We start from the raw sequence: 15,034 nt of genomic DNA, 5'->3' as shown, positions 1-15,034 counted from the left end.
CCGCTTCAGCGCTGGCAGCCAGCCTCGAAATACGCGAGCGCTTCCTCGGAAAGTTCGCGGCCGCGCGTAGCCACCGTCAGAGCCTCGCTCTCAGCCGAGATCGCGTCCGAGTAGGCATCCAGACCATCATACTGGCTCTGTGCCGTGGCGTTTTGGGCCTGAAGCGTCGAAATCTGACCGTTCAGAGTGTCGATCGTTGTCTGGTCGGTCGCCGTGGCCAGTTCGGCTTCGAGAGCGGTAATCGTGGCATTGTTGGCGTCGATCAGGTCGACGATGGCGTCCATCGTCGCCGCAATTTCGGTCTCGCTGAGGTCACGATATTCCTCGGGCAGAGTCTCTGCGATCGCGTCGGCTTCGGCCTTGGCCACGTAGAACGTGTTGATCTGGCCGACATTGCTGTCAGGCGATGCGTTGGCCATGGCATTGCCATTGGCGCACATGGCGTTCAGGTTGCGCAGCTCGCTGGCGATGGCGCCACGACCGTTGTTGCCACGTGCGTCGCGCATTTCAGAGCCGCGGCCGTTGTTTGACCGGTCCTTGTCCCGGCCATTGCCATTGCCATTGCCATTGCCGTTTCCATTCCCGTTGCCTTTGCCGTTCCCTTGCGCCTCGGCCCCGTCGGCGGACGCGACGAGGAAGGTCGCGGAAAACGCGCTCAGCGAAAGCGCCGAGCTCAATGCGGCGGCGATGAGTGTCTTGGCGGTCGTCATGGCTCAGGATCCCTTGTGTCAGAGCAGATTGGCCACAAAGTCACACTCGACTGTGTCAAGGTTAAGGCGATTTCTAGGCGAGAGGCCTGGACGGCGGGTCGCCGCTCAGCGGAGTTTTGCCACGAAGGCCGCATCGCCTGCATTCGCCAGCAGCGACGGGGCATGCTGTGCTGGAACCCAGACGGCCTCGTGTCCCGCTTCAGACGGCGGGCCGATGCGCAGTGCGGGCTGAGCGATGTAGATCGCACAGATCTTTTCGGCCCAGAGGTCATATTCGGGCATGTAGGTGAAACGCCGGAACGCACCCAGCCTGCGGGGGGCAGTCATGGTCCAGCCGGTTTCCTCCAGGACTTCGCGGTGCAGTGCCGGCAGGACGTGTTCGCCGGGGTCGATACCGCCGCCGGGCAGTTGCAGTTCGGGCGGATCGCCGTCCTGCAGGGTCAGCAACAGATCGTCGCCGCGCGGAAGGATCACGTAGGCCCCCGGACGGGGCGTGTAGCGCATATCTGCCTTGTAACTCTCGCCGTAGCGCGGGATCACGGTATTGGCCCTTGTCTTGTCGCCCCTATATGGACGCGGTATGCCAATCCCCGACAGGTTAGGAAACCCCATGACACTCGGCTCCAAAATCGCGTGGGACGATACCGTTCTGCCCTTCCAGCTCGACCGGTCCGACGTGCGCGGTCGGGTTGCCCGGCTTGACGGTGTTCTGGATCGCGTCCTCGAACAGCATGATTACCCGCCAGTCATCGAGTCGCTGGTGGCTGAAATGGCGCTTTTGACCGCCCTGATCGGCCAGACGATCAAGCTGCGCTGGAAACTGAGCCTCCAGGTGCGGGGCGACGGGCCGGCACGGTTGATCGCAACGGATTACTACGCCCCCGCCGCCGAGGGCGAACCGGCCCGGATTCGGGCCTATGCCAGCTTTGACCGCGACAGGTTGGCCGAGGGCGGCGACCCGTTCGCGCAGATCGGCAAGGGCTATTTCGCGATCCTGATCGACCAGGGAAAGGGCAACCTGCCTTACCAGGGTATCACGCCGATTTCGGGCGGATCGCTCGTATCCTGTGCGGAAGCCTATTTCGCACAATCCGAACAGCTGCCGACCCGGTTCGAGCTCAGCTTCGGGCGCTCGACGATGGCGGGCGAAGGCGAAACCTGGCGCGCGGGTGGCATGATGCTGCAAACCATGCCCAAGGCGAGCCCTTTCGCAAAAGAAGGCGCTTCGGGAGATGACGGTTTGTTGGCCGCCGAGGATATTCTCGAGGGTGACGAGGAAGAGAACTGGTCGCGCGCCAATATCCTGCTCGATTCCGTCGAGGAAATGGAGCTGATCGGGCCGCATGTGCAGCCGACAGAGTTGCTGGTGCGTCTGTTTCACGAGGAAGCGCCACGCGTCTACGACCCGCAGCCGGTTGAATTTGGCTGTCCCTGTTCCGAGGAAAGGGTGCGCAACAGCCTGTCCATCTATTCGGCCAAGGACATCGCCAAGATGACGACCGACGAAGGGGTCGTAACGGCCGATTGCCAGTTTTGCGGTGCCCATTATCGACTGGATCCGGCGACAGTCGGTTTCGAGGCGAACGGTGACGATTGAGCTGAAACAGAGACTGATCCGCGCGGTCGACAGGCCGGGCGGGTCGTCGTCGGATTTCGATCTCAACCCTAACGTCGTGCTGCCAGACACCCGCGTGCTGCGCCCGGCGGCCGTCCTCGTTCCGGTCACCGAGAAGGGTGAGGTCATCCTCACCAAGCGATCGGCTCATCTCAAGCATCACCCCGGCCAGATTGCCTTTCCCGGCGGTCGGCAGGATCCGGGCGATGCGAACCTCGAACAGGCCGCATTGCGGGAAACCGAAGAAGAGATCGGTCTTCCCCGTTCTCGGGTCGAGATCTTGGGCTCTTTGGGGGTTCATGAAACGGTGACCGGGTATAGTGTCGCCCCCTTCCTGGCGCTTGTGGATGGCACTGTGCCGCTGCGCCCCGAAGAAGGCGAGGTCGATGAGATCTTTCGGGTCCCCTTCCCCCATGTGACAGATTCAAGGCGGTTCAGGGTCGAATCCCGCTTCTGGCGGGGGCAAAGGCGGCATTACTACACCGTGCCATTCGGCCCCTACTACATCTGGGGTGCGACCGCGCGTATTCTGCGGGGGCTGGCCGAAAGGATAGGCGAATGACGGTTCTCAAGGCGGCGTGGCTGAACGATCCGGGTGCACAAGCGGTCTGCCGGATGCTCGAAGACGCGGGGCACAGCGCCTTTTTCGTCGGTGGCTGTGTCCGCAACGCCCTGATCGGGGCCGAGGTAAGCGATCTCGACCTGTCGACTGATGCCCGGCCCGAGCGGATCATGGCGCTGGCCGAGCGGGAGGGGTTCAAGGCGGTTCCCACGGGGCTTGAGCATGGCACCGTGACCATCGTGATCGACGGCCAGCCATTCGAGATTACGACTTTTCGGCGTGACGTGGCCACCGACGGCCGCCGCGCCACCGTGGCCTTTGCGGATACCATTGATGCAGACGCGCACCGGCGGGATTTCACGATGAACGCGCTTTATGCCGATCCGCGCGGGATCATTCATGACCCGCTGGACGGGCTTCCGGACCTTCGGGCGGGGCATGTGCGCTTTATCGACGATCCAGGTCAGCGCATCAGGGAGGACTATCTGCGGATCCTTCGGTTCTTTCGGTTTCATGCCTGGTTCGGGGACGAAGCAGCGGGTCTCGACGCCGAAGGCCTTGCGGCCTGTGCGGCCCATGCCGAGGGGCTGGAGTCGCTGTCGAAGGAACGGATCGGGCACGAAATGCTCCGGTTGCTTGCTGCCCCGGACCCGGCGCCCTCCATCTCGGCCATGGCCCAATCAGGCATTCTGGCGCGTGTTCTGGCGGGCGCGGATGCAATGATCCTGCCGGTTCTGGTGCATCTGGAAAACGAGGTCGGGCTGACGCCGGACCGGATCCTGCGGCTTGCCGCCATCGGGGGCGAGGGCGTCGGGGATGCGCTGCGCCTGCGCAAGGTCGATGCGCGCCGCCGTGAGCGGCTGCGTGATGCTGCGTTGGGGGATTGGTCGACGGCAGAGTTGGGCTATCGGCTGGGGCGCGAGGATGGTGCCAAAGCGCTTGTTCTGCGGCAGGCGGCGATTGGCCAGCCGGTCGATGAATCGTTACTGATCCAGCTTGAAACAGGCTCTGAGCAGGTCTTTCCGATCAAGGCCGCTGATCTTCAGCCGGGCGTTCAGGGCCCCGCGCTGGGTGACGCTTTGCGCCGGCTGGAGCGGGATTGGATCGACTCCGGGTTTCGCCTGACCCGTGACGCCTTGTTGAAGAAGGTCTGATGGCGGCGCTGCTGGGGTTCGTTTTCTTCGGGCTGTTCTCGCCCGGACCCAATGTCATCCTTCTGACATCCTCGGGGGCGCGGTTCGGCTTTCGCGCCACCCTGCCCCACCTGTTTGGCGTGGTCCTGGGGGTTGGCATCACGGCCTTTGCCACCGGGCTTGGCCTGGGTTGGCTATTGCTGACCTTTCCGGCGCTCAGGGCGGTGCTTGCAGTCATCGCGGCCGGGTGGATCCTTTGGATGGCGTGGGGGCTCTGGCAAGCCGGTCCGATCCGCCAGCGCGCGACCGCCCGCCCGATGCGGTTCGTCGAAGCGGTGCTGTTCCAGTGGGTCAACCCGAAGGTCTGGGCGGTGGCCGTTGCGGCGACAGCCTATGTGGATGCGCTCGGCCCCTGGCAAAAGGCCCTCGCGCTGGGCCTTGCCTTTTCGGGAACGAACTTGTTCGTGTGCCTGTTCTGGACCTATGCCGGAAGCCTTCTTTCGACGCTGATGCAGCGGGATTCGGTCCGCATTGTCTTCATGCGGGTGATGGCGGTGGGCCTGGCGGTTTTCTCGGCGCTGGTGTTCCTGTAACCCTTTGCGCTGACCCGCATTGAACGGAGCCGCAGATGGCCAAGGTAACAGCATTGACCCAGCTTGGGACGGGCCAACTGGCCGACGGAAGCCTGGTTGATCGGGTGCTGCCGGGCGAAGAGATCGAGCTCAATGGGTCGGAGATCCGGGTGCTTGAACCCTCGCCGGACCGGGTCAAGGCGCCCTGTCGGCATTTCAAGACCTGCGGTGGCTGCCAGATGCAGCATGCCTCGGATACTTTCGTGGCCCGCTGGAAAGTTGGGATCGTTGAAAAAGCCATGCAGGCGCGGGGTCTGCCGTTTCCGTTCAGGACATTGCATGTGTCGCCCGCACAAAGCCGCCGTCGAGCGGGATTCAAGGCCCGTAGGACGAAGCAGGGTGCGATGATCGGGTTTCATGCGCGTGGCACGCATACCCTTGTGGACACGCCTGACTGCCAGTTGGTGCGGCCAACCTTGCTTGCGGCCCGGGATGGTCTGACGGCGCTGACCAGGCTGGCGGCCTCTCGCAAGTCGGAAATCATACTGGTTGTCACCGATACGCTGGCCGGACTTGACGTTGTCGTTGAGACCGAGCGCGGTCTTGATCCAGGTTTGCGGGTCGAAGCGACCGAGGCTGCCCGCGAACATGGCTTCGCCCGGCTTAGCTGGAACGACGAAATCCTGGCGACGTTCCGGCCACCGGAACTGGCCTTTGGCAAGGCCCGTGTCGTGCCCCCGCCGGGCGCTTTTTTGCAAGCCACGCAAGAGGGCGAGGCGGCACTGGTTGCGGCGGTCATGGAGGGTCTTGGCCCGGCCCGCCGGGTGGTCGATCTGTTCGCGGGCTGCGGCACATTTGCGCTTCCGGTGGCCTCCGGGGCGAATGTCCACGCTGTAGAGGGGTCCGAACCGCTGTTGCAGGCCTTGGACAGGGGCTGGCGCATGGCCGACGGGCTGCACCAGGTCTCGACCGAGATGCGCGATCTGTTTCGCCGTCCGCTGGAACCGGACGAATTGGCGGGGTTCGACGCTGCCATCATCGATCCGCCGCGTGCCGGGGCCGCGGCGCAGACCGAGGCGCTGGCGCGGTCCGCGCTGGGCCGTGTCGTCATGGTGTCGTGCAACCTGGTGACCTTCGCGCGGGATGCTGAACGCCTTGTCGAGGCCGGGTTCGAGATCGCTTGGCTGGACGTCATCGACCAGTTCCGGTGGTCGTCGCATGTCGAGGTTGCGGCCCTGCTCACGCGCTTGTGAGCGCGACGGACCGAATAATCTGGGTCGTTGCGGCGTTTTTAGGTAAGAAACGGTCAAGAATAACCGATAATCGGGCAGTCATGATCAACAGACGCATTTTCCTTGCCGGGGCCGCGATGGCGGCATTGTCGGCCTGTTCGTCGAAATTCCGCAGCTACGACGGCCCGCGGGTGACCAGCATCGTGGTCTACAAGGAGCGCCGGAAGCTATACCTGCTGCATGAAAACCAGGTGCTGCGGGAATTCGATTTCGAACTGGGATTTGCCCCGGTCGGCCACAAGAAGGTCGAAGGCGACGGCCGCACGCCCGAAGGTGCCTATGTGATTGATCGCAAGAACCCCAACAGCAGTTTTCACCTGTCCGTGGGAATTTCCTATCCCAACGAGGCGGACCGCGCCGCCGCGGCCGCGCTTGGCCTGTCGCCCGGTGGTGACATCTTCATTCACGGCACGCCGCGTCTGAATCGGGGGGATGACGACTGGACCGCCGGCTGCATTGCCGTAACCAATCGCGAGATCGAGGATATCTACGCGATGGTCGACGTGGGCACCCCTATTCTGATCTATCCCTAGAGGCGTGGCACCGGGTTTTCCTCGGCGACAGGCCCGGTACGGGTGCCGTCGCCCAGGACCAGCGTCCACCAGATCTTGCCGCCGTTTTCCTGGAACCAGGCAATTCCCATCTGGTTGGCCTCCGGGTCGAGCAGGACAGCCCGCGTATCGGCCTTGTCCATCCAGGCGGCCAGGGTCTGCAGCTCCGTTTCATAGGTTTCCGAGATGGTTTCGCCGCGCAGCTGGCCCGAATAGCCGACCCGGCGCAGCCGGTCCAATGGCGAGGATCCGTCAGAGCCGAAATGCCAGGGCCGGTTCTGAACGGCCATGTCGCGCGAATGGGTCGCCGCCGCCGCGTTCAGACGGGCATTCAGCGCAAGGGGCTGCACGCCGGCGGCCTGTCGCAGGGTGTTCAGGCTGTCGAGCATGCGAAACTGGATCGCCCCGGCGTCGCCTTCTTCGATCCGGTAGACCTGCGGCAGCGGCAAGCCGTCCGGGCCGATCCTCGAAGGATCGACCGTGGAACAGGCCGTCAGGCCAACAAACAAGAACGAAAGCACGGCGAAAACGCGAGACATCGTGGAATCCTTTTTCCAATCTCGAATGGGCATAGCCCGCAAGTCGTTGCGATTCAAACCCACATCAGCGTGATGCCGCCGGTCTGACAGTTGTTTGATTTGCGAGCGCGATAAAAGCGCCATATTTAAACTTCGAATTTCAACACGGTTGGAGACCTTTGATGTCCGATCCTATCTTTAGCAAGTTCAGCCGGCGCGGTTTCCTCGCTGGGTCGGCCGCCCTGGCCGGCAGCTCGGCACTGGCGCAAACCGCGAATACCACCGAGATCGAAGGGGATATTTCCCAGACGATCCGGCGCAACGTTTCCAGTTTTCGCCAACTGGATTGGCGTCCGTATTTCAGCAACCTGTCGAACGGTGCGATCCTCGTCGATATTCAAAGCCGGGCGTTGCACTACTGGTCTGAGGATGAGAGCCTGTACAAGCTTTACCCGACCAGCGTTCCGCTGACCGAGGATCTGACCCGGCTTGGCCGTACCGAAGTGGTGCGGAAGGTCGAGGGCCCCAGCTGGCGCCCGACTCCGGCCATGAAAGAGCGCAACCCCGAATGGCCCGACTATGTCGGCCCCGGCCCGGACAACCCACTTGGGACCCATGCGCTCTATCTGTCCTGGACGTATTACCGGATTCACGGCACCCACGACACGCGCAAGATCGGCCGGCGGTCGTCGAATGGCTGCATCGGGCTCTTTAATGAGCACATTCAGGAGTTGTTCGGCTACAGCAAGGTTGGCACGCAAGTGTTGCTGATTTGACGACATTCGGCAACCCGAGGCGAGAATCGCGCCATAGAGCTTTGCTTTCTGCCAAAAATACTGCTTTACAGCGGCTCATGAGGTAAGTCTTGGGTGCCCTTGGCGATTCCTCAACACCTTTGCCTTGGGCAAGAACTGGAGAATGACTATGAAAAAGATTGCACTCGCTGCTGTGTTCGCTGGCGCTGCCTCCACCGCTTTCGCCGGTGGCATGGAAGAGCCCGTGATGGAAATGGAACCCGTTGTTGTCGTCGAAGAGACCACCGGCGGATCCTCCTCCAACCTGATCATCCCGATCATCCTGATCGCCCTGATCGCAGCTGCTGCTTCGACCACCGGCAGCACCGACTGATCCTGATCGCGATTTTCGCGACAGTTTCGAAATCTGGAACGCCGTTGGGAAACCAGCGGCGTTTCTTCATTTCGGTATCGTGGTCAGGATGTGACTGGCGGGATTTGCGTCAATCCAGCCAGCCGCTCAGTTCCCGTTCAACCACCCCGGCCAGCGCATCCATATGGGCGTCTTCGGCGTTCAGGCAGGGGATATAGGTGAACTCCTCGCCGCCGGCCTCTTCAAAGCTCTCCTTGATCTCTTCGTTGATCTCTTCCAGCGTTTCGATGCAATCGGTAGAGAAGGCGGGCGCGATCACGGCGATCTTCTTTTTCCCGTCTTCCTCGGCAAGGCGGGCCACCTCTTCGACAGTGTAGGGGCGCAGCCATTCCTCGGGGCCGAAGACCGACTGGAACGTGGTGGTGATCTGGGTATCGTCCCACCCCAGCCGTTCCTTGAGAAGACGCGTCGTCTTCTGGCATTCGCAGTGGTAGGGGTCGCCCTCTGTCAGGTAGCGCTGCGGCATCCCGTGGTAGGAACAGACCAGGATGTCGGGCTTGTCCTCTTTCGCGGCATAGGCCCGCTCGACCGACTGCGCCAGCGCCTCGATATAGGCGGGATCCTCGAAATAGGGCGGCACGACCCGCGCGATGGGCTGCCACTTCTCATCCATCAGGGCGCGAAAGAACTGGTCAACCGCCGTGGCCGAGGTGGCGCCCGCGTAGTGCGGATAAAGCGGGAAGAACAGGATCTTCGTGCATCCGGCCTCGACCATGGCACGCACCTTCGATTTGGTCGAAGGATTGCCGTAGCGCATGCAGAAATCCACCATAACATCGTCGCCGTAGCGGTCCTTCATCCGGGCAGCCATGGCAGCGGTCTGGTCTTTGGTGATTGTCATCAGGGGGCTTTCGCCCGCTTCCTCGTTCCAGATTGATTTATAGGCGGCACCGCTGGTGAACGGGCGTTTCGTCAGGATGACAAGCTGCAAGAGCGGTTGCCAGAGCCAGGCGGAATAGTCGATCACGCGCTTGTCGGACAGAAACTCACCCAGATAGCGGCGCATGGGCCAATAGCTGTAGTGATCCGGCGTGCCCAGATTTGCCAGCAAAACCCCAACCTTGGCGGGCTTGATCTTGGGGTGATCCGCGGGGGCATGGGCGGGGCAGGTGGCCTCGGTCTTGGTCATTCGGCGTCCGTTTCCTGATTAATTCTTTTGATGGGCATAGCGCGTCCGCACTGATGGTCAATCGTTCCCGTCCTTCAGCGGCACTTCGTCCGTGCCCAGAACATCGGCGAGCCTGTGCGAGGCCGAGCCGGGCCGCAGGGGTTTCTGCTGATCGGCACTGGGTGCCCATCCGGTCAGGGTGACGATCTCGAAGGTGGCGGGCAGGCGTCCGTTGGGTTCAGCGAAGGTGCCATGGTAGATCTGTTGCACAAGCGGCAGAATGTCGCGGCGCAGGGGGCTTCGGTGCCTTGCCTCCATGGCGTTCGTTTCGCCCATGCCGCGCAGGTCATGCATCAGGTGCAACACGTCGCGATAGGTCACGTGATAGGGCATCGTGTCGGCCACCGGCAGCGCCAGTCCGGCGCGTTGCAGCAGCCCGCCAAGATCCCGAACTTCCGCCATGGGCAGAACTCTTGGGGAGAGCCCGCCAGTGGCGCGGGTTTCGGCCTCGGCCAACGCGGTGCGCAATTCATGCAGGGTCTGCCCACCGAAGAGCGTCACCAAAAGAAGCCCGTCGGGTCTCAGCGCGCGGCGGCACTGGACCAGCTGGCCGATAGGGTCGTCTGCCCAATGCAGCGACAGGGCATGGATCACCAGGTCATGCTGGCCCTCTTCGAGATCCAAAAGCTCGGTATCCGGTATGCAGGTGGCATCCGGCAGTCTCTCGCGCCACAGGTCCGGCCAGGGCGTCACGATGGCCGCGGCCGTAAACCTTCTGTTAACCGCTGCCAGCCTTTCCTGAACCTCGTCCGCGGCCGCCTCTTGCAGGAACTGCACGGGGCCGGCCTGCGCGGCGCGGCGGCGCATTCTGTCGAGTGTCTGGCGGTCGGTCAGGCGGGGCGGCTGTGTCATTGAGGGCGATGTAGATGATACGGACGGCGATTCAAAGCCTTGTCGAGGCGGTCTATCCGCCACAATGCGCGATGTGCGATGCCCGCACGGCAGTCGATTTCTCGTTATGTGGTGCCTGCTGGCGGGATACACCCTTCATCGAGGGGCTGACATGCGATGCCTGCGGCTGTCCGCTGCCCGGCCAGCCGGGCGCTTCTGGCGAAAGTGACGCGCTTTGCGACGATTGCCTGCGGATCGCGCGGCCCTGGGCCCGAGGCCGCGCCGCTTTCGCCTATCGTGACCTTGGACGGCGCATGGTGCTGCGGCTCAAGCATGGCGACCGGATCGAACTGGCGCGAGCGGCGGCCCCGTGGCTGTTCCGGGCGGCCCGGCCCATCTGGTCCGAAAGACCAGTCCTCGTTCCGGTGCCCCTGCATTGGCGCCGTCTGGCCCAGCGGAAATACAACCAGTCCGCCGTTCTGGCCCAGCGTCTGTCAGAACTCGCACCGTCGGACTACATGCCCGACGCCCTGCAACGCACCCGCGCCACGGCCGCGCTGGACGGACAAGATCGCGACGCCCGGTTCAAGACACTGGCGGGTGCGATCCGCCCGCACCCGAAGAGGCTGGGAATACTGGAAGGGCGGCAGGTCATCATCATCGACGACGTCATGACCAGTGGTGCCACCTTTGCGGCGGCGACCGAGGCCTGCCTTGATGCAGGCGCAAGTGAGGTTTGCGTGCTGGCACTGGCCCGCGTGACCAAAGATACCTAGATTGGCAAGGAACAATCCAAGGGCCTGTCATGAAACCTGTTGAAATCTACACCTCGCCGTTCTGCGGCTTCTGCCACGCGGCCAAGCGGCTGCTCAATTCCAAGGGCGTCACCTTTTCCGAGGTCGATATTTCCGTTGAGCCGGAGCGCCGCGCCGAAATGGTGCAACGCGCGAATGGGGGCCGCACGGTGCCGCAGATCTTTATAGGCGATGACCACGTCGGCGGCTGTGATGAGCTCTATGCTCTTGAACGCGCCGGGAAACTCGACGGTCTGCTGGCGGCGTGAAAGCCGCGCTTCTTCAGATCTGTTCCAGCGACGATCCGGCTGAGAATCTCGATACGCTGAGCGGGTTGATGGAGTCGGCGGCCGAGCAGGGGGCTGATCTGGTCCTGACGCCCGAGGTCAGCAATTGCGTGAGCTTAGACCGTGCCCATCAAGCAGCGGTTCTGTCCCTGGAAGCCGATGACCCGGTGCTGGCCGGATTGCGCCAAAAGGCACGCGATCTGGCTGTGTGGCTTTCGATTGGCTCTCTGGCGCTGAAGGGCGGGGCAGGGGGCCGCTTCGTGAACCGGTCCTTCATGATCTCGCCCAAGGGCGAAATCACCGCGCGCTATGACAAGATCCACATGTTCGACGTGCAGGTCTCCCAAGCCGAGACATATCGGGAGTCCGACGGATACGAACCCGGTGACACCGCCGTTCTTGCGCCGACGCCACTTGGCTGTTTCGGATTGTCGGTCTGTTACGATCTGCGCTTTCCGCATCTCTATCGCCGACTGGCACAGGCCGGGGCCGAAATTCTTCTGGTGCCATCGGCGTTTTCACCGGTGACCGGGCGCGATCACTGGGAAACGCTCTTGCGGGCCCGCGCCATCGAGACCGGCTGCTTCGTCGCGGCGGCGGCGCAAACCGGGCAGCATCGAGCCCGATCGGGGCGCGCCCGTCATACTTATGGTCACAGCATGGTCATTTCGCCCTGGGGCGACGTTCTTTTGGACGCAGGGACCGAACCGGGCGTCTACACAGTTGATATTCAGTTGGAACAAGTGGCAGATACCCGCAAGCGACTGCCATCGATCCAGAGTGAACGGGATTTCAGGGGACCATGAGCACCCAGACAGACAGCCTTGCCGTTGCGCTCTTCAGCGAGATCCTGACCGTGGATCAGCTGGCGCGCAACAACGTCGCCAGGGCGCTGCCGCGGGGGATGGAGCTAAGCCATTTCTCGGTGCTCAATCACCTGGCGCGCAGCCAGACGGAAAAATCCCCGGCGCAGCTGGCGCGCACGTTTCACCTGACGCGGGGTGCGATGACGAACACCCTGCGCAAGCTCGAAGTCGCGGGCTATGTTCATATTCGCCCCGATTGGGACGATGCCCGACGCAAGATGGTCACGATCAGCCCGTCAGGCCGAGCCGCTCGCGACGCGGCGCTCGCCGCCATCGCGCCGATCATCGCCGAGGCGGTGGAAGAGATCGGTGCCGAGAAGGTGCGGGCCGTCCTGCCGATCCTGCGGTCCTTGCGGGTGAACCTGTCCGAGGACGAATGATGTTCCGATCCCTCGGACTGGCGACGGATGCGCTGGTTATGAGTGGATTGAGCACATTCGAGGACCGGGGCGATCATATCGTGCAGACCACCCCGGACGAACCCGATTTCTGGTTTGGAAACTGCGTGATCCTCAAGGATGACCGGACGACGCTTCAAAAGGCGGAGACACTTTTTTCCATCGCCCATCCCAAGGCCCAGCATGTCTGTCTGCAATGGGACGGCGTAGAGCCCAACGTCAGCCGGTTCGAGGGGCTAGGCTACGAGATTGAGCGGGACGACGTTCTGACCCTGCGCCATGCGATCCGGGCCCCCGAACTGCCGGCCGGCCTTTCCTTGCGTCCGCCGCAGAGCGACGAGGATTGGCGATCCTTGGTGGACCTTGGGCTGGAAGTCGCGGTCGAGGATGGCCACGATCCGGTACTGCATGCGGAATACCTTGTGAAACGATATGCCAATCGGCGTGTCCAGGTTTCGCGGGGCCTGGGCCAATGGTTCGCTCTTTGGGCGGGTGATGTGCCGGTCTCCAGCATGGGGGTCCTTCTGAATCGCGAGTTGATCCGGTTTCAGGATGTGCAGACCCGGGCCAGTTACCGCCGACGGGGGCTCTGCGCCGCCTTGCTGGGTCATGTCGGAGGATGGGCGTTCGGCAAGGCACCTGACGCGACTGCAGTCATCGTGGCCGAAGCGGAGGGGGATGCCGGCCGCATCTATCGCCGGGCGGGCTTCGGATTGCATGAAACCGTGACAGCGGCGTTGAAACGTCCTCAGTGACGGCGGATCGCGGCAGTCACGTAGTTGACCGACAGATCACGCTCCGAGATCGACCAGGACCAGAGCACCGGGTTGAAGCTGAACCCCTTGCGATCAACGGGGTCCAGTCCGGCCTGGCGCAGCATCGCGAAAAGCTCATCGGGGGTGATGAATTTGCTCCATTCATGGGTGCCCTTGGGCAGCCATCGCATCACGTATTCGGCCCCGATGATCGCCATGGCAAAGCTTTTCGGGTTGCGGTTGATGGTGGAGCAGATGTGCAGCCCACCCGGTTTCAACAGGGCATGACAGGCGTTCAGATAGGCCTGAGGGTCGGCGACATGTTCGACCACTTCCATGTTCAGGACGACGTCGAACTGTTCCCCGGCGGCGGCCAGATCCTCGGCAGTGGTGTGGCGATAGTCGATCTCCAGCCCGGATTGTTCCGCATGGATCCTGGCGACAGGGATATTGCCCGCTGCCGCATCGGCGCCCACGACCGTTGCGCCAAGCCGCGCCATGGGTTCGCAAAGCAAGCCGCCGCCGCAGCCGATATCGAGAAGGCGCAGACCCTTGAAGGGCGCCTCTTGCGATAGGTCACGCCCGAACTCGGCCGCGATCTGGCGGGTGATGTAATCCAGCCGCGTCGGGTTCAGCATGTGCAGGGGTTTGAATTTGCCCTCGGTATCCCACCATTCGGCGGCCATCGCCTCGAATTTCGCGACTTCGCTTTCGTCGATTGTGCTGGGTCCGGTTTGCATCGCACTCTCCAAAATGGCATGCCAGATCGCGTAGGGGCATTTCTTCCCCTCGCTCTCATATAGGATGGTCATGGACAAGGTCCCGGGACAAAGACGCGCGGTTGCACATCTCTACCCCCCGATCGAGCCGTTCGATCAGCGGATGATGGATGTCGGCGATGGCCACAGGATCTATGTCGAACAATGCGGCAATCCCGATGGCCTGCCGGTGATCGTGCTGCATGGCGGGCCGGGAGGCGGGTGCAGCCCCGCCATGCGGCGCTATTTCGATCCGGCCGTCTATCGAGTGATCCTGTTCGACCAGCGAGGCTGCGGCCGCTCGCGGCCCCATGCCAGTGTCGAGGCGAACACCACCTGGCACCTTGTCGCGGATATCGAACAAATCCGGCAGGAGCTGAGCATCGACACCTGGGTCGCCTTCGGCGGCAGTTGGGGGGCCACCCTGGCCCTGGTCTACGCCCAGGAACACCCCGACCGCGTGCGGGAGCTGATCCTGCGCGGCGTGTTCCTGGCCACCCAGGCAGAGCTTGACTGGTTCTATGAAGGTGGCGCGGGTAAGTTCTGGCCCGAGCTGTGGGACCGGTTTGCGAACCTTGTCCCCGAAGAGGAACGCCACGCCATGATCGCCGCCTATCACAAGCGGCTGTTTTCCGATGACCGCCTGGTTCAGACGCGCTATGCGCGCGCCTGGGCGGGCTGGGAAAACGCGCTGGCCTCGATCGACAGCAACGGCGCGGGAATGGACGGGCCGGGGGACTACGCCCGTGCCTTCGCCCGGCTGGAATGTCACTATTTTCACAACGGCGCCTTTCTCGACGACAACACGCGGATTCTGAACCGGATGGACCGGATCGCCCATATTCCCGGCGTCATCGTGCAAGGCCGGTTCGACATGATCTGCCCACCCGCCTCGGCGCATCGCTTGTCGCAAGCCTGGCCGGTGGGCCGCCTGGTCATGGTGCCCAAGGCCGGCCATGCCCTGTCGGAACCCGGAATCAGCGCGGAGCTCGTGCGCGCCACCGACCGCATCGCGCAGCGTCGCCAAGCAGGGGGTTGAATGCTGGGGGGCTTCCGG

20 protein-coding genes are annotated in these 15,034 nt (G+C 63.0%); 14 read left to right on the top strand and 6 right to left on the bottom strand.

Translation table 11 applies throughout. The features are described 5' to 3' along the window. Positions 1-5 precede the first annotated feature (5 nt). Both DFK10_RS08315 and DFK10_RS08310 read right to left on the bottom strand, forming a co-directional pair. Positions 6-710, bottom strand: a complete 705-nt coding sequence (locus tag DFK10_RS08315) for a hypothetical protein (protein ID WP_109388550.1) — start codon at positions 708-710, stop codon at positions 6-8. A 105-nt stretch (positions 711-815) separates the two neighbouring features. Then, positions 816-1,250 (bottom strand): NUDIX hydrolase, encoded by a 435-nt coding sequence (locus DFK10_RS08310; protein WP_109388548.1) that lies wholly within the window; start codon positions 1,248-1,250, stop codon positions 816-818. A gap of 70 nt (positions 1,251-1,320) precedes the next feature. Between DFK10_RS08310 and hslO the strand changes: the two genes are divergently transcribed. The 6 genes from hslO (at position 1,321) to DFK10_RS08280 (ending at position 6,417) form a co-directional block, all read left to right on the top strand. Beyond that, positions 1,321-2,307, top strand: coding sequence for an Hsp33 family molecular chaperone HslO (gene hslO / locus DFK10_RS08305; RefSeq protein WP_109388546.1), 987 nt, complete (start codon positions 1,321-1,323; stop codon positions 2,305-2,307). After that, complete coding sequence (locus DFK10_RS08300; RefSeq protein ID WP_235866801.1) at positions 2,297-2,887, top strand: CoA pyrophosphatase; 591 nt, start codon at positions 2,297-2,299, stop codon at positions 2,885-2,887. Before hslO ends, DFK10_RS08300 begins: the two co-directional genes overlap by 11 nt. Further along, a complete protein-coding gene (locus DFK10_RS08295) occupies positions 2,884-4,041 on the top strand; it encodes a CCA tRNA nucleotidyltransferase (RefSeq protein ID WP_109388544.1) in 1,158 nt (385 codons plus the stop codon). The genes DFK10_RS08300 and DFK10_RS08295 overlap by 4 nt, the downstream gene beginning before the upstream one ends. Next, entirely contained in the window at positions 4,041-4,613 is a 573-nt protein-coding gene (locus tag DFK10_RS08290; protein WP_109388542.1) for a LysE family translocator, read from the top strand. The genes DFK10_RS08295 and DFK10_RS08290 overlap by 1 nt, the downstream gene beginning before the upstream one ends. 35 nt (positions 4,614-4,648) lie before the next feature. Then, positions 4,649-5,845, top strand: a complete 1,197-nt coding sequence (locus DFK10_RS08285) for a class I SAM-dependent RNA methyltransferase (RefSeq protein WP_109388540.1) — start codon at positions 4,649-4,651, stop codon at positions 5,843-5,845. A gap of 80 nt (positions 5,846-5,925) precedes the next feature. After that, positions 5,926-6,417 carry a L,D-transpeptidase family protein gene (locus DFK10_RS08280; RefSeq protein WP_217810103.1) on the top strand — a complete coding sequence of 164 codons (492 nt, stop codon included), beginning with the start codon at positions 5,926-5,928 and terminating at the stop codon, positions 6,415-6,417. Here the strand turns inward: DFK10_RS08280 and dalA are convergent. After that, positions 6,414-6,974: a divisome-associated lipoprotein DalA gene (gene dalA / locus DFK10_RS08275; RefSeq protein ID WP_109388538.1), complete on the bottom strand. Its 561-nt coding sequence runs from the start codon at positions 6,972-6,974 to the stop codon at positions 6,414-6,416. The two genes, DFK10_RS08280 and dalA, sit on opposite strands and share 4 nt — an antisense overlap. Before the next feature lie 161 nt (positions 6,975-7,135). On the opposite strand from dalA, the gene DFK10_RS08270 reads away from it, so the two are divergent. Continuing rightward, positions 7,136-7,729 carry a L,D-transpeptidase gene (locus DFK10_RS08270; protein ID WP_109388536.1) on the top strand — a complete coding sequence of 198 codons (594 nt, stop codon included), beginning with the start codon at positions 7,136-7,138 and terminating at the stop codon, positions 7,727-7,729. Between the two features lie 148 nt (positions 7,730-7,877). Then, positions 7,878-8,081, top strand: a complete 204-nt coding sequence (locus tag DFK10_RS08265) for a hypothetical protein (RefSeq protein WP_109388534.1) — start codon at positions 7,878-7,880, stop codon at positions 8,079-8,081. Positions 8,082-8,190: 109 nt separating this feature from the next. Here DFK10_RS08265 and hemH read toward each other — a convergent pair whose 3' ends face one another. Both hemH and DFK10_RS08255 read right to left on the bottom strand, forming a co-directional pair. Then, positions 8,191-9,249, bottom strand: coding sequence for a ferrochelatase (hemH, locus tag DFK10_RS08260; protein WP_109388532.1), 1,059 nt, complete (start codon positions 9,247-9,249; stop codon positions 8,191-8,193). Positions 9,250-9,306: 57 nt separating this feature from the next. Then, a complete protein-coding gene (locus DFK10_RS08255; RefSeq protein WP_109388530.1) occupies positions 9,307-10,140 on the bottom strand; it encodes a methyltransferase domain-containing protein in 834 nt (277 codons plus the stop codon). Positions 10,141-10,154: 14 nt separating this feature from the next. On the opposite strand from DFK10_RS08255, the gene DFK10_RS08250 reads away from it, so the two are divergent. From DFK10_RS08250 to DFK10_RS08230, 5 genes are read left to right on the top strand one after another with little or no spacing between them, the layout of a single operon-like run. Beyond that, complete coding sequence (locus DFK10_RS08250; protein ID WP_109388528.1) at positions 10,155-10,895, top strand: ComF family protein; 741 nt, start codon at positions 10,155-10,157, stop codon at positions 10,893-10,895. Positions 10,896-10,924: 29 nt separating this feature from the next. Continuing rightward, positions 10,925-11,182, top strand: coding sequence for a glutaredoxin 3 (gene grxC, locus DFK10_RS08245; protein WP_109388526.1), 258 nt, complete (start codon positions 10,925-10,927; stop codon positions 11,180-11,182). Beyond that, positions 11,179-12,006 carry a carbon-nitrogen hydrolase family protein gene (locus DFK10_RS08240; RefSeq protein ID WP_109388523.1) on the top strand — a complete coding sequence of 276 codons (828 nt, stop codon included), beginning with the start codon at positions 11,179-11,181 and terminating at the stop codon, positions 12,004-12,006. Before grxC ends, DFK10_RS08240 begins: the two co-directional genes overlap by 4 nt. Further along, complete coding sequence (locus DFK10_RS08235) at positions 12,003-12,446, top strand: MarR family winged helix-turn-helix transcriptional regulator (RefSeq protein WP_109388521.1); 444 nt, start codon at positions 12,003-12,005, stop codon at positions 12,444-12,446. The genes DFK10_RS08240 and DFK10_RS08235 overlap by 4 nt, the downstream gene beginning before the upstream one ends. After that, positions 12,446-13,219: a GNAT family N-acetyltransferase gene (locus DFK10_RS08230; RefSeq protein WP_109388519.1), complete on the top strand. Its 774-nt coding sequence runs from the start codon at positions 12,446-12,448 to the stop codon at positions 13,217-13,219. The genes DFK10_RS08235 and DFK10_RS08230 overlap by 1 nt, the downstream gene beginning before the upstream one ends. Here the strand turns inward: DFK10_RS08230 and ubiG are convergent. Continuing rightward, positions 13,213-13,959: a bifunctional 2-polyprenyl-6-hydroxyphenol methylase/3-demethylubiquinol 3-O-methyltransferase UbiG gene (gene ubiG, locus DFK10_RS08225; protein ID WP_109388657.1), complete on the bottom strand. Its 747-nt coding sequence runs from the start codon at positions 13,957-13,959 to the stop codon at positions 13,213-13,215. The two genes, DFK10_RS08230 and ubiG, sit on opposite strands and share 7 nt — an antisense overlap. 70 nt (positions 13,960-14,029) lie before the next feature. Here ubiG and pip point away from each other — a divergent pair, with 70 nt between their 5' ends. Then, on the top strand, positions 14,030-15,016 hold the full coding sequence (pip, locus tag DFK10_RS08220; protein WP_109388517.1) for a prolyl aminopeptidase: 987 nt from the start codon (positions 14,030-14,032) through the stop codon (positions 15,014-15,016). The last annotated feature ends 18 nt before the right edge of the window (positions 15,017-15,034 follow it).

It is taken from the genome of Salibaculum griseiflavum, assembly GCF_003129565.1.
Taxonomy (GTDB): Bacteria; Pseudomonadota; Alphaproteobacteria; order Rhodobacterales; family Rhodobacteraceae; genus Salibaculum; species Salibaculum griseiflavum.
This window is presented reverse-complemented; position numbering and strand designations above follow the sequence as displayed.

Coding starts and splice junctions, on each gene's coding strand:
- DFK10_RS08315 (WP_109388550.1), bottom strand. CDS start 710: ATGACGACCGCCAAGACACTCATCGCCGCCGCATTGAGCTCGGCGCTT.
- hslO (WP_109388546.1), top strand. CDS start 1,321: ATGACACTCGGCTCCAAAATCGCGTGGGACGATACCGTTCTGCCCTTC.
- DFK10_RS08295 (WP_109388544.1), top strand. CDS start 2,884: ATGACGGTTCTCAAGGCGGCGTGGCTGAACGATCCGGGTGCACAAGCG.
- DFK10_RS08290 (WP_109388542.1), top strand. CDS start 4,041: ATGGCGGCGCTGCTGGGGTTCGTTTTCTTCGGGCTGTTCTCGCCCGGA.
- DFK10_RS08285 (WP_109388540.1), top strand. CDS start 4,649: ATGGCCAAGGTAACAGCATTGACCCAGCTTGGGACGGGCCAACTGGCC.
- DFK10_RS08280 (WP_217810103.1), top strand. CDS start 5,926: ATGATCAACAGACGCATTTTCCTTGCCGGGGCCGCGATGGCGGCATTG.
- dalA (WP_109388538.1), bottom strand. CDS start 6,974: ATGTCTCGCGTTTTCGCCGTGCTTTCGTTCTTGTTTGTTGGCCTGACG.
- DFK10_RS08270 (WP_109388536.1), top strand. CDS start 7,136: ATGTCCGATCCTATCTTTAGCAAGTTCAGCCGGCGCGGTTTCCTCGCT.
- DFK10_RS08265 (WP_109388534.1), top strand. CDS start 7,878: ATGAAAAAGATTGCACTCGCTGCTGTGTTCGCTGGCGCTGCCTCCACC.
- hemH (WP_109388532.1), bottom strand. CDS start 9,249: ATGACCAAGACCGAGGCCACCTGCCCCGCCCATGCCCCCGCGGATCAC.
- DFK10_RS08255 (WP_109388530.1), bottom strand. CDS start 10,140: ATGACACAGCCGCCCCGCCTGACCGACCGCCAGACACTCGACAGAATG.
- DFK10_RS08250 (WP_109388528.1), top strand. CDS start 10,155: ATGATACGGACGGCGATTCAAAGCCTTGTCGAGGCGGTCTATCCGCCA.
- grxC (WP_109388526.1), top strand. CDS start 10,925: ATGAAACCTGTTGAAATCTACACCTCGCCGTTCTGCGGCTTCTGCCAC.
- DFK10_RS08235 (WP_109388521.1), top strand. CDS start 12,003: ATGAGCACCCAGACAGACAGCCTTGCCGTTGCGCTCTTCAGCGAGATC.
- DFK10_RS08230 (WP_109388519.1), top strand. CDS start 12,446: ATGTTCCGATCCCTCGGACTGGCGACGGATGCGCTGGTTATGAGTGGA.
- ubiG (WP_109388657.1), bottom strand. CDS start 13,959: ATGCAAACCGGACCCAGCACAATCGACGAAAGCGAAGTCGCGAAATTC.
- pip (WP_109388517.1), top strand. CDS start 14,030: ATGGACAAGGTCCCGGGACAAAGACGCGCGGTTGCACATCTCTACCCC.